The organism is Spirochaetota bacterium, from assembly GCA_038043445.1.
Taxonomy (GTDB): domain Bacteria; phylum Spirochaetota; class Brachyspiria; order Brachyspirales; family JACRPF01; genus JBBTBY01.
In genome coordinates, this window is record JBBTBY010000069.1 from 23367 (window position 1) to 36046 (window position 12680).

At 55.5% G+C, this 12680-nt stretch carries 11 protein-coding genes; 2 read left to right on the forward strand and 9 right to left on the reverse strand.

Annotated elements, in window-relative coordinates; genetic code table 11:
• Window positions 1-7: 7 nt before the first annotated feature.
• The 7 genes from AABZ39_10745 to AABZ39_10775 all read right to left on the reverse strand — a co-directional run bounded on the left by AABZ39_10745 (window position 8) and on the right by AABZ39_10775 (window position 8177).
• Window positions 8-742, reverse strand: a complete 735-nt coding sequence (locus AABZ39_10745; protein MEK6795247.1) for a hypothetical protein — start codon at window positions 740-742, stop codon at window positions 8-10.
• Window positions 739-1350: a regulatory protein RecX gene (locus tag AABZ39_10750; GenBank protein MEK6795248.1), complete on the reverse strand. Its 612-nt coding sequence runs from the start codon at window positions 1348-1350 to the stop codon at window positions 739-741. The genes AABZ39_10745 and AABZ39_10750 overlap by 4 nt, the downstream gene beginning before the upstream one ends.
• Complete coding sequence (locus AABZ39_10755; GenBank protein ID MEK6795249.1) at window positions 1347-2327, reverse strand: hypothetical protein; 981 nt, start codon at window positions 2325-2327, stop codon at window positions 1347-1349. The genes AABZ39_10750 and AABZ39_10755 overlap by 4 nt, the downstream gene beginning before the upstream one ends.
• Entirely contained in the window at window positions 2324-2941 is a 618-nt protein-coding gene (locus tag AABZ39_10760) for a hypothetical protein (protein ID MEK6795250.1), read from the reverse strand. Before AABZ39_10760 ends, AABZ39_10755 begins: the two co-directional genes overlap by 4 nt.
• A gap of 159 nt (window positions 2942-3100) precedes the next feature.
• Window positions 3101-5908 (reverse strand): right-handed parallel beta-helix repeat-containing protein, encoded by a 2808-nt coding sequence (locus tag AABZ39_10765; GenBank protein MEK6795251.1) that lies wholly within the window; start codon window positions 5906-5908, stop codon window positions 3101-3103.
• Window positions 5905-7437, reverse strand: a complete 1533-nt coding sequence (locus AABZ39_10770) for a sulfatase-like hydrolase/transferase (protein MEK6795252.1) — start codon at window positions 7435-7437, stop codon at window positions 5905-5907. The genes AABZ39_10765 and AABZ39_10770 overlap by 4 nt, the downstream gene beginning before the upstream one ends.
• The gene (locus AABZ39_10775) at window positions 7434-8177 is read right to left on the reverse strand and encodes a helix-turn-helix domain-containing protein (protein MEK6795253.1); all 744 of its coding nucleotides are present in this window, start codon (window positions 8175-8177) and stop codon (window positions 7434-7436) included. Before AABZ39_10775 ends, AABZ39_10770 begins: the two co-directional genes overlap by 4 nt.
• Before the next feature lie 147 nt (window positions 8178-8324).
• Here AABZ39_10775 and AABZ39_10780 point away from each other — a divergent pair, with 147 nt between their 5' ends.
• On the forward strand, window positions 8325-9887 hold the full coding sequence (locus AABZ39_10780; GenBank protein ID MEK6795254.1) for an adenylate/guanylate cyclase domain-containing protein: 1563 nt from the start codon (window positions 8325-8327) through the stop codon (window positions 9885-9887).
• Window positions 9884-10942, forward strand: coding sequence for a hypothetical protein (locus tag AABZ39_10785; protein ID MEK6795255.1), 1059 nt, complete (start codon window positions 9884-9886; stop codon window positions 10940-10942). Before AABZ39_10780 ends, AABZ39_10785 begins: the two co-directional genes overlap by 4 nt.
• A 4-nt stretch (window positions 10943-10946) precedes the next feature.
• Here the strand turns inward: AABZ39_10785 and AABZ39_10790 are convergent, their stop codons facing one another.
• Both AABZ39_10790 and AABZ39_10795 read right to left on the reverse strand, forming a co-directional pair.
• Window positions 10947-11378, reverse strand: a complete 432-nt coding sequence (locus AABZ39_10790; protein ID MEK6795256.1) for an ACT domain-containing protein — start codon at window positions 11376-11378, stop codon at window positions 10947-10949.
• Window position 11379: 1 nt separating this feature from the next.
• Complete coding sequence (locus AABZ39_10795; GenBank protein MEK6795257.1) at window positions 11380-12666, reverse strand: phenylacetate--CoA ligase; 1287 nt, start codon at window positions 12664-12666, stop codon at window positions 11380-11382.
• Between the last annotated feature and the right edge of the window lie 14 nt (window positions 12667-12680).

The following is a 12680-nucleotide window of genomic DNA, read 5'->3' on the forward strand; positions in this document are numbered from 1 at the left end:
ACGGCGATCATCGGAAATCGGTCGCTTTCCAGTTCACGTTCTCATTGACGACGAACATCGAAAAATGCAGGCGTATCTCTGTCTTAGGGATTTTTGCCGCACAGATGACGGTGCCCGGATATGCGCCGGACGCATCGTCGCGATAATCGCGAAATGTCAGTGTTACATCATTCCCATACGATCTTCGCGTGAGGGACGCTATGCGCATGGTCGACGGCGAGAAGATGATGACGTCCTGCCACGGTGCATAATCGACCGTAAGCTCGGCTTTGTCGTTTACGACGGCGAGTTTCGTGCCCGTCATGCGTGTCGTATCGACAAAACGGAAGTCGAAAAGCATGAGGAGCGTATCGGTGTCGATGCCGCCGAGCACTGGCGCGACCGTTCTCAGCGTTCCGCTCATGTTCGTCTTGAGGAACGGTATCGATGCGCGCACGTTGCTCCCGATGAGAAGGATATCGGCCGCCGGTGCGTTGAAAATGCCGTCGGTGAGCGAGAGCCGTTTCCTGTCGTTCGCGCCGTCGTTCAGATAGATGAACGAGAACGGCAGCCCGTCATAGCGGCTGTCCTTGTAGAAGATGCCGCCGGAAGCGTAGACGGACCTGAACTGCGGTTTCGCGAAGTACGATGCGTAGAACGCCGCGTCGCGCACGGGGGCATGCGTTACCGGCGCAGAAACGCATCCTGTCATGAACAACGCGTATATCCCCGCGATGATGCCTGCGATGTATGATGATCTCATTCGGATGCTCCTTCGCGCCGCTCGCGTATCGCATGGGTGACGGCGTCATGGGAGAAGCCTTTGCGCCTGAGAAATATCATGAGCGTGCGCAGTCCCTTCTCGCCGGCTGCATACGCGCGATAGTGCTTGTCGAGCAGCGCATTGAGCGCGGCGCGTTCGGCCGCCGCCGCACCGGCAAGCATGACCTCATCGATGATGTCGCTGTCGATATGCGCATTGGCGAGGCGGAAGCGTATCTCCCGCGCGCTCCTCATCTTTTCGCGGTAATGATCGACGAGGAGCTTCGCATAATGCGTATCGTCGAGGAAGCCGATCTCGGTGAGATGTACTATCGCGTCGTCGATGATATCGCTCTCATATCCTTTTCGTGCGAGCCGTGTCCGCACCTGGTATTCGCTCCGTGCAGCCCGGGCAAGGAGATTCATCGCGTAGCGCCCTGCGAACACTTCCTTGGAGCGATGGACGACGGCGGTAAGCTCATCGTCGGAAAGCTCGCGGCCGACAGTGATGCCGAATTCGAGGGCGATATCATCAGGCACGGCGATCGCAGCACCGTCGGCATGCGCCACGAGCGCGCCCTTTTTCTGTTCGATTCGTGTTATCCTCATCGCGTTCTCCGCGCTTTCGATGCCGCGCGCGGTATGCTCTCGTCCGGTATCCTGCCTTCGATGATGGAAAAAAGGGCGTTGAGATCGATGCGCCTGCGGGCTTCCGAGAGCGTCTCTGCGAGGGCTTTCGGGCTCGCGCCGCGTATCCGGATCTCGATCTCCTTATGTTCGAAATAGTCATCGGTGGATATCTGTATCCCCTGTCCGCCCATGGCCTGTGCCGCGGAACGGAACGCGTGCCTCATGGCGGTGTATTCCGGATGGCAGAACGAATAGAACTTTCCGTAGATGCGCTCATATTTCTCCGGGTCGGGGATGTCCTCTTCGATGCATCGCTGCACATCCCAGCGGAAGAGTATGTCGTGCACCGGCATGCCGGTGATGAGCTTCACTTCATGAACGAGTTCGATGAGCTTGACGAAATTGTTCTGGTTCATGCGGAAGCGCAGGAGCTCTTTCGTGAGTATGTAGACCTCGTTGGTGTTAAAGCGCCGAAGCGACCCTATGCCGCGTTCATGGATGGCGTTCTCGCGAAGGTAGGCTATCGTCGCATCATCGCGTTCGGAAACGAAGGTGATGAATTCCGGCGTACAATGCGATACGGGAAGTTCGAACCTGTGCATGAGGGATGCGCTGTCCGACTGAAAGCGGCCCGCATCGAGTTTCGACAGCTTGCTGAGCGTGAGCACGGCACGGTAGAAGTCGAGACGGGTGAATCCGGCGTAGTAGAGCGCCTTGAAGCGAAGCATGTCGTACGGAGCCGATGGATCGAGCACGAGCAGGGGAGGGAGCGAGAGCCCCGGCGCGGGCGTAATGAGCGGATAGATGTCATTGTCCTCATCGCGATAAAAGATCGCGGGGATGACGGGAAGCTCGGGGTCGCCGAGCGGGAGGGTAAGGTCGATGTACGGGCGGCGTATGACACGCTCTTTGGGAAGCGGTTCGATCACATAGTGGGAGAGGAGATCACCCGTCATTTCAGGTCGAGCGCTTTCGCAATGTCCGGCTCAATGCGGAACGCGGCGAGCTCCTTGAATATCGGTTCATAGTAGAACGATATCCGATACGAGAACGTCTTGTCGATGATGGGAACTTCACGAAGCATGAGCGATACCGTCACCGTTTCCCCATGCCACCAGAGGAGCTGGTCGCGGTAGAATATCCGTTCGTAAATGAACGGCGGCTTCTCTATCTTGTCCGGATCGCCGTACAGCTCACGGAAGGACTTTTCCAGCGACTGCCGCTGCGAGGCGCTGATCGGATAATTGATATTGAGATCGTCATATGTCGGTCCGGCATAGTTCGCCATATCGATGCGATAGAGCCGGTCTCTGAAGAAGTGGAAGAAGTACAGAACGTTCTTTGATTGATCGAGGTATTTCACACAGATGGTGCTGTTCCCCGTCGTCGTCGTCCCCCAGCGCATTCCCGAGAGCGAATCCTTCGTTGTCGTGCGATTGGTGTAGAAAAGCGCATCGACCTGCCCCGGCGTCATCTTCCATGCCGCGTTCTTATAGCCGCCGAGCGAATCAGCGGCCTTTGCGGCGAAGAGCATCGGCATAATGATGAGCAGTAGAACGGTACGTTTCATTGCATCTCTCCCTGCAGGGAATGATGCCATTATACTCTGAGCATTGCTTATGGTCAAGGTTCGGTCGTTTGCTGGGTCAATAGCGTATCAGTATCGTTCCGGAGGCCATGATGGGTCATCGGTATATGCCGCCATGAGCCTGCGGTAATATTTTTTTCTTTACTTTCGTTTTTCAATATTCAGCGCATCGAGGTAAAATATCCCTTCGGTCTGTCCTTCCGAATAGATGATGATACGGTGCATTTTTCTTGCAGCTGCATCGGTCTTAGCGATATCCCCGTCGAACACACCCTTGATCATCAGATGGTACGATGTACCCGCATTGGCTCCGAGCGAATACACCATGCTGCACGGCACCCACACATTGCGCGGTATAGTCCCGAGAGCGGTCTTTCCCGACGTTACCGTGCCGTCGGGGGCTATACGCATCGATGAGAATGTCTTGAAACTCCCGCTGCCGTCATCGTTCGCATACTCGCGCGCATCGATGGTGACCGCGGGTGATACTTCGGGTATGCGTACGGCGAATGAGAACGTGATCGTTCCCGAATTTTCCTTCATATTGAACATTATCCGCGGATCGAACGTTGGGCCTTCACCATCGGTCATTTTGAGACAGCTCCCGTCGTCAAAAGGCGCTTCACCGCTCACCGCTATCGAAGTCTGCTTTTCCGCAAAAAGCTTCACCCCGCCGGCAGTGAGAACTTTTGAAACACCGCTTGCTGCAAAATAGTCGCCGAGCGCGGCGAATGCCGAACGTTTCGGTACATGTGTGTACGCCGCAGCTGTGCGGACTGCGGATACATCACCGGAATAGTCCGGCATACAGCCAAGCGAGCGCTGTATCGATCGCTGTTCTTCGCGGAATCTGCTGTCGGCAAGGAGGCCTATCTTCTCTACCTCTATACGCGCGAACCCGAGCGCATGCGCGGGGGAATTCTTCGCCAGGCGGTAATCATGCTTCGCTGCATGTACGAAAAGCGGATCGGTAATGACCGACGAAGCATCGAGTCCGGAGGCAGGGCGCCATTCATCGATAGACGATGACAGGCCGGGCGGATATCCGATGAAATCATAATTGTCATCGGGGTTGAAATAGACATTGCTGCCCATCCCGGTAATGCGCTCTTTGTCCCAGCCGGCGAGCTGGAAGTGAAATGCCGCCGCCGTGCCCTTTGTCACGATGATATTGCGCGAATATTCGTGGAATGCCACGCGGTGGCCGTACCCTTCCCACATATGCATCGCCGCCTTTGTGTCCGCATCGCATACGATGATATTATTCACCGTTGCGTTGTAGCGTCCCTTGTTGAATATCCCGAAGCGTTCCGTGCCGCCGAGAACATTGTAGATGATATTGTTCTCAAGCCGGCAGTAGTCCGCGCCGTCATCGAGGTACACTGCCATGCCGAGCCCCCCGAGCTCGCGCTTTGAATCGTGCAGAAGATTATTGTAAGCGATATTGCTTTCGCCGGGATGCCAGTATGAAATAAAACCATTATCCTCGGTGTCGGTGCTTACGCGGAATATATCGTTATAGGCGAGATAATTATACCGCGAATGCACATACGGATAACGGTCATGAGGGCCCACGATATTCCCCGCCCAATTCGCTGTTTTGTCATCGGACATGCCCTCCCCTTTGATGCAGATGCCGTAGCGCGGGCTGTCATGCATGACATTATGGGTTATCCTGTTATGTCCGCTTGCCCAGATGAATACCCCGGCGCCGTGCCCCGCTTCTCGTCCGACATGATGTATCCAGTTGTTCTCGATGATATTGTATTTGTTCATATCGAACGCAGTGCCGAATTTCGCACGGTAGCCGGAGAGAAGAACGCCGTGGAAGCCCGGTGATGCTATCTCGCATCCGTACACGCGGTTCGATACGGCGCCCCAGACAAAGGCGGCGCCGCTGTAGCCGGCATTGGCGATGCGGCAGTGCTCGACGGCGCATTCCGATGCATTCTCAAAATAGACAGCACCGTCCTTGTTCAACGGCTCATTCCATACGCCCAGTCCATGCGTGCCTTCTGTTTCGACGAAACAATTGCTGTAGTCCGAGAGCGAAAGATCGATGCCCCGTACGGTGATATGCGCCACATGCTCATTGGATGTGCCGACGAAGGAAAGGATACGCGTTGTTCGTGCCGCAATGATGAGCTGTCTGTCTATCGGTTCTTTCATCGGCTTATAGAAAAGTTTTCCGGCAGCGGCATCGAGATAGAATTCCCCGGGAACATCGAGTGCCTCGCGGACATTCTGCAGGTAATAGCGACGCTCCTTGCGTATGACGATAGGCACAAGCGTTGTCCGTGCCAGCGCTAGGATGCGTTTTTCGCGGTCCATCGATTTTACCGGAATGAGATTGCCGAACCAGTCAAAGCCGGCCCAGATGAAAACCTCCGCCTGCGGGATATCCCATGGAATGTCACCGTCCTTATAGACGAATTCCTTCTGCGAGTGGCGTATCCCCCACAATGTATCCTGGACTACCGCACCGTTCTTATCACGCTGCGGTATTCCCGCTTCAACAATGAGATACCCCGTGTTCGGATGACGCGCCTTCCTTGCAGCAATACCATTCTCTTCCATTTGATGGAATACCCATCCCGGCTCAACGGAAGCCGTATACACGCCGCCGCCCATTGCCGACCATCCCTGTATGCGGCGCCCGCCGTACACAACGGCCCGTTCTCCGGGAGCGCTCGTATACACGCGCGGCGTACTCTGCGTCCCGCTGTCTTCTGCAGTGAACACGACAGCGCTGTCAAGGAAATACGTACCGCCGCGGAGATATATGGTGACCGCTTCGTTGCGTTTTTCACGGGCGGCATCGCGCGCACGCGTTATCGTACGGAAGGGCTTTTCTTTTGCACCCGGGGCATCATCATTCCCGTTCTCTGCAACATAGATATCCGCACCGCAGAGCATGACTGCGGCAAAACATACGATGACGTATTTCATGTATAATTCCCTCCCGCTATGCTGTTGATGTGCCGCCACGGCATCTTACCGTCCGCGTTCACCCGTATCTTATACCGTTCAACGCTTTGTATCGAATGTGTATACGACGGCGGCCACACGCTTTTCGGACGCGTGGTCGTTATCAGCCATTCGGCGAGATCGCGGTTTAACTCATCAATGACGGCGCGATAGGCTGCATCAAAGTAGAGATTCTTCATCTCCCACGGGTCGCTCTCGATATCGTACAGTTCCCCGAACCCATCCGGATATTCCTTTGCGAACATCGCTTTCGGATACCACACGAGCCGATACTTTCCTTTGCGAACGCTTTTGCTCCAGGAGAATTCCGTCACCGCGATAGCATGCACCGTATCGCTTCCGCCATTCAGGAGCGCAGTAAGCGATCCCCCGTCAGCGGTCTCCATGCGCTCAAGCCCTGCGAGATCGCAAAGCGTGTTCGCCACATCTACGGATTCTACAAGCCCCCGCGCGATATGGCCCTTCTTGCAATGACCGTTCCATCGCCACAGCATCGGGATGCGTGTTATGGCATCGGCGCATATGCCCGGCGCCTTCTCCATGATGCCGTGCTCGCAGGCGTAATCGCCGTGATCGGTCGAATAGATAACGATAGTGTCATCGGCAAGTCCCGCACGGTCAAGATAGTCGAGCGTCATCCCGACGGCATGATCGGTCTGGCTTATCGCGGCGAGGTATCCGCGAAGTTTTCGCATACGCGCCGCTTCGAATGTCTTCGGTTCCATGAGCGCCCAATCGCCTTTACGCCATGTCTCAGCGCTTCGTATCGCATGGGGTGCTTTGCCTGCGGCATGCATGTCATAGTCAGCGTTCGGCGGAAGCACGAGGTCCATGCCTTCGTACATCGACCAGAATGGTTCGCTCGGTGCGGTGCATTGATGCGGCCGCGGGAAACTGGCGAATGCAAAGAACGGTTTTCCTTCGGTGCGAGATCGCTCCATGAAATCTATCGTGTTCTGTCCTATCCATCCCTCCTGTGATTCCTCGAAACTGAGCGGCGAGGGTCGTCCCTCCATGCTCTGCGTGCCGCGCTTGCCGAATTCGGTGAGTGAGCCGTGATCCTCAAGATGCAGTTTGCCTCGCGACTCAAGGAAGGTTCTATATTGTTTCGACATGCCGACAATGCTGCAGCCGTCGCAGGTCTCATGGAAATTATCCGCATCATCCTCTATCCAGTATTCCGGACAGTGGATCTTCCCGACGGCGCTGGTGCGGTATCCCGCGCGTCGGAAATGCCCCAGGACGGACGGCAGCCCGCCGGGATTGGGCCCCGAAAGACCGTAATAGCCGTGATTGTGGCAGTATTGCCCCGAGAGGAATGATACCCTGCTCGGCGTACATATGGGGTTCTGTGTGATCGCATTGTCAAAGCGCACACCTTCGGCGGCCAATCTGTCCAGATTCGGCGTCCGTACGTTCGCATGGCCTTTGTGGCCGAGCACTTTCGCATTATGCTGATCGCTGAACAGGAACAGTACATTCGGTTTCATTGCGGCTCCTTGTGATCGATCTCGATACGTTTCAACGACAATCCGTCTGCGGTGTTCTTAACGAGCCGGGCATACGGTGCTATACGTTCGTCGGGGATGGTCAATGTGTTGCCGCCAAGTCCGACAGCACCGACGATACGTTCCTGTTCGAATACCGGTGCAGCTATCCTCCGGATATTCCTGTACATGAAACCGTCCTCAACGATATATCCGTTCTTTTTGAACGACGAATGTATCGAGCGCAGGGAGGAGAGGAATTCCTTTTTTTTCGACATGCCGCGTTCCGCTTCCCGCTGCATGGATGCGTCCATGTGCAGATAGAAAAGTGCGCCCCAAGGCGTTGTCGAATGGTCCGATGACAGTGTTCCCGTCTCCTGCATGGATATGGAGAACGGATGGATGACCTTTGCGATGGATTGCATCTCTCTGCCGTTCCAGTACATGAGTATCGCGGTATTCTCTGCATCATCGGAAAGCGTCTGCAATGCCTGTTGTGCCCGGTCAAGCAGGCGGGAGAACGCCGGTGTCGAGTATCCAAGCACGAGCAGTTCGTTCCCCGCGCGGTATTTTCCGTTCACATCCTTTACGATATAACGGCCCTCTTCAAGGCTTTTCAGGAGCCGGGTTACGCTCGACGGCGGGATGCGGGTGCGGGCGAGTATCTCGTTGTACCCCAGGGGGCATTCGCTCATGAGTATGAGCTTGAGTATCTCGAGTCCTCGTTTCAGTGCGGGTATCATATGCACTCATATATGGATGTTAATAACCATATATAATGTAGTCGAGATCGGGTGAAAAGTCAAGGGCGGTCATGGATGGCGTCATGCATGGCAACATAATTTCTCCGACAACCTTGACAAAAACGGCGTTTTTCCTATTATGGTCGCATGAAGACTACTATAACACGAAATACGAAAGCGATGATCCCCGTTCATGCGACCGTACACGCCTATATCGATCCGCTCTATTCCATCGCCATGGCGATTCAGCCGATCGTAAGCCGCATTCCCTTCATTAACAAGCTTATTACGGTGCTTTTCAGCATAAAGGCCAAGCTGATAGGGATAACGACGATCATTGTACTCTTCGTCATCATGGTGCTCGGTATCATCCTTCTATCCGTGCAGTACAGCGCGCTCATTGAAAAGACGGATGAGACATGTCGGGCGACGGCCGTCGGCCTTTCGAGCATCACCATCGAAGGGATAACGCAGAATAAGCGCGGCATCATCAGCGATTATGTGAACAATCTCCGGGCAAGCCGCATCAGCGGTCTTTCATCGGCCTTCGTCGCTGAATATAAATATGCGCGTACCAGCGATGAAAAGCATATCGCCAATGCGGTGTATATCGCACATTCCGACCCCAAGCGCGTCGATACTATGCTCCCCAAGGCTACGCTCAATGAGCTTATGCTCATCAAGGAATTCCACCGCGATGTCATAACTGACGCCGGTGAACGCTACTATCTCTATACATTCCCCGTCGAGTGGCGTGTAAAGCTGAAAGGAGAAGTGCGCGTCGCGTCGCTCGGCATCATTCAGCTGCGCTTTGTCGAGCGGGAAGTGCTTGCCGTTTTCTATCGTTCGCGCACCGCCGTATTCGTCGCAAGCCTTATCGTCGTTGCCATCGCGGCATTGCTTATGTACCTTGTCGGCATGCTCATCGTCCGTCCGATACTGATACTCGCGGAAGGGGTGAAAGCGGTCAAGAGCGGCGATATGACGCTGCAGCTCGATATACAATCGCCGGATGAGATCGGCCGCCTGTCCGTAAGTTTTAATGAAATGACGGCGCATCTGAGAGAAAAGCTCGCAATGCAGAAATTCGTTTCCGCATCCACGGTAGAGATGATACGTGACTCCGCGGGAAAAACAGGCATTGAGGTCGGGCGCAAAGGCGAGCGAAAAACGGTCGCTGTGTTCTTCTCCGATATTCGCGGGTTCACGTCCTACAGCGAGCATCGCCAGCCGGAAGAAGTGGTGGAAATGCTCAACTTCTATCTCGATCTGCAGACGAAGATCATACTCAAGTATCGCGGCGATATCGATAAGTACGTAGGCGATGAAGTGATGGCGATATTCCAGGGCAAGGCGATGGCGATCAATGCCCTCAAGGCGGCCGTTGAGATACAGCGTACCATGGCCAATGAGCTCAAGAAGAAAAAAGCCATTCGTGATGCATCCATCGCTGTCGGCATCGGCATCAATATTGGCGATGTGATCATGGGGAGTATGGGCGCCACTGACCGAATGGACTACACCGTGATCGGCGATGCGGTCAATCTCGGCGCGAGACTCTGCTCCGCGGCGGGAAAGGGCGACATTTTGGTGGCCGAGTCGGTACGGGCATGCTCTCCTTCAAAAGCGCGCGATTATAAATTCTTCAAGATAGAGCCCATCACGGTGAAAGGGAAAAGCGAACCGATAACCGTGTACCGGGTGAAATGATGCGAACCGTTACGACACTTGTCGCGCTGGCATTCCTCGGCGTCTCGTGTGCGCATATGAACTGGGACGCGGGTTTTTCCGACGAAGACAGGGTGGGTTTCCTTCTGCAGAAGAGCTCATCGATCGCCGACGATGCGGACGCGGATATACGCAATTACATCCAAGCGCGTGACATACTCCTTCGCGCCATGGCGCTTCAGCCGCGCAATGCGCAGGCGAAGTCGGCGCTCGCGTCCCTGGAGTCGGAGATAATGACGCGTAAGCGCAATGAGTATTATGCGGGCAGGACGTCCATATCGCAGAAGCGGTATGTCGACGCTGGCGTGCAGTTCCAGCGCGTTCTCGCGCTGCGTTTTTCCGACAAGCCCGAGGATGTCTATGATGTGTCCGCGAAGAAATCGCTCAACGCGATAGCGCCGCAGCTGAGGAAGGACATCGAGGCGCTTCTCAAGTCCGCCGACAGGAAATGGCAGGCGAAAGATACGAAGGGAGCGACCGATATCTATCTGCGCATATTGCGGGCGGACCCGGGTAACGGCACGGCGTCGGGACGCATCGCGGAACGCGAGGACCGTCTCGCCTCCGAGGCGCATCGGTACTTCGATCTCGGGAAGCGTGCCTACGATGCGAGGCAGTACGATACCGCGGTATCGTATCTCAACCGATCATATTGGATAAAGAAGGACGACGCTACGTTCGATCTGCTCAATCGCATAGCCATCATGCAGGCCAACCGCCGGCACGTTGCCAATGCGGAGGCATACATCGCCAAGAACGATCACTACGATGCGCTCAGGCTCTATCGCCGCTGCAAGCTGAACGATCCGCTCAACAGCGTCTATGATGCGAAGATACGGATGCTGACGGAAAAGCTTACCCCATCGGTCGACGGATGGTATAATGAAGCGGTGCAGAAATACAATGAAAGCGATTTTGAGGCGGCGGTCGATCTCTTTGAACGGGTGACCACGGTGAGCGAGAATTACAAGGATGCCCGCAATTTCCATGAGAAGAGCCGACAGAAGCTTGATGCGGCATTACGCGCGGTGCAGTGAACGCCTAGAGCGAACGCAGCTCCTCATCGGATAAGAGCAGCCCTTTGGTGTCGGACAGGGCTTTGACCGCGTCCGCGGCTTTTTCGATGCGGAATATCATGACAGCGTCCTTTCCCGTGCTTCCGGCGAACGCGTACATATATTCGATGTCGATGCCTTTTTTCGTGAGCACGGAAAGCACCCCGGCAAGCCCGCCCGGCACATCGGCGATACGTATCGCGAGTACATCAGTGAGCGATGCGGTGAAGCCCGCCACTTTAAGCGCATCGGTCGCCTTGGCTACATCATCGACGATAAGGCGTATGACCCCGAAATCGAGCGTGTCCGCGAGCGAAAGCGCGCGTATGTTGATGTTCGCTTTCCCGAGCGTTTCCGCTACGTCGAAGAGGCGTCCGGACTTGTTCTCGACGAACACTGAAATTTGCCTGATGGTCATGTCATGCCCCCGTCGGTTTTGTTCTCATATCGATGACGCGCTTGGCCTTGCCCTCGGAGCGCTGTATCGTCTTCGGTTCCACGAGCTTCACGCGTACGGTTATCCCGAGGAGGCTCTCCATTTCCGCGACTATCCTCTTTTCCAGCGATTCAAGCATCTTCACCTCATCGCTGAACAGCTTCTCGTTCACCTCGACGCGCACCTCGAGCTCATCGAGCGACTCTTCGCGCCGGACGACTATCTCGTAGTGCGGTTCGGCCCCCTCGATGTTCATGAGCACGCTCTCTATCTGCGAGGGGAAAACGTTCACGCCGCGTATGATGAGCATGTCGTCGGTGCGTCCGAAGATGCGCTTCATGCGCACATGCGTACGCCCGCAGTGACAGGGGGACGGATTGATGATCGATATGTCCTTCGTTCGATAGCGCAGGACCGGGAAGCCCTGCTTTGTCAATGAGGTGAACACAAGCTCGCCCTTCTCGCCGTGGAGGAGCGGGGTAAGCGTCTTGGGGTCGATGATCTCGGGGTAGAAGTGGTCGTCGAAGATATGGAGACCGTCCTGCATCTCGCATTCGCTTGAGACGCCGGGGCCGATGACTTCCGAGAGCCCGTAGATATCGTTCGCGCGTATGGACAGCCGTTCCTCTATCTCCTTGCGCATATTATCCGACCAGGGCTCGGCACCGAACACGCCGAACTGTATCGGGAGGCGCGACGGGTCGACGCCCTTTTCGCGCGCGACCTCGGCGATGTGGAGCGAATACGAGGGCGTACAGCAGAGCACATCGCTCCTGAAATCCTCCATGAGCATTATCTGCCGCGGCGTATTGCCGACGGATACCGGTATGACAGCGGCGCCGAGACGTTCGGCCCCGTAATGGATGCCCAAGCCCCCGGTGAAAAGCCCGTAGCCGTAGGCGTTCTGGATGACGGAGCTTTTCGTCGCACCGCAGGCGGCAAGCGTACGCGCCATTACTTCCGCCCACACGCCGATATCCGCTTTCGTATACCCGACCACCGTGGGCTTACCCGTGGTACCGCTTGAGGCATGGATGCGCACGATCTGTTTCATCGGTACGGCAAAGAGGCCGAAGGGATAATTATCCCTGAGATCGTCCTTGGTGGTGAAGGGGAGTTTGGCGATGTCGGCAAGCGTCTTGATATGTGACGGCTTCACGCCTGCTTCGTCCATCTTCTTCTTGTAATAGGGTACCCGGTCGTAGCAGTAGGCGACGGTCTCTTTCAGCCGCGTAAGCTGCAGCTTCTTCTTCGCGGATTCCGTCATCATCTCCGCTTTTTTGT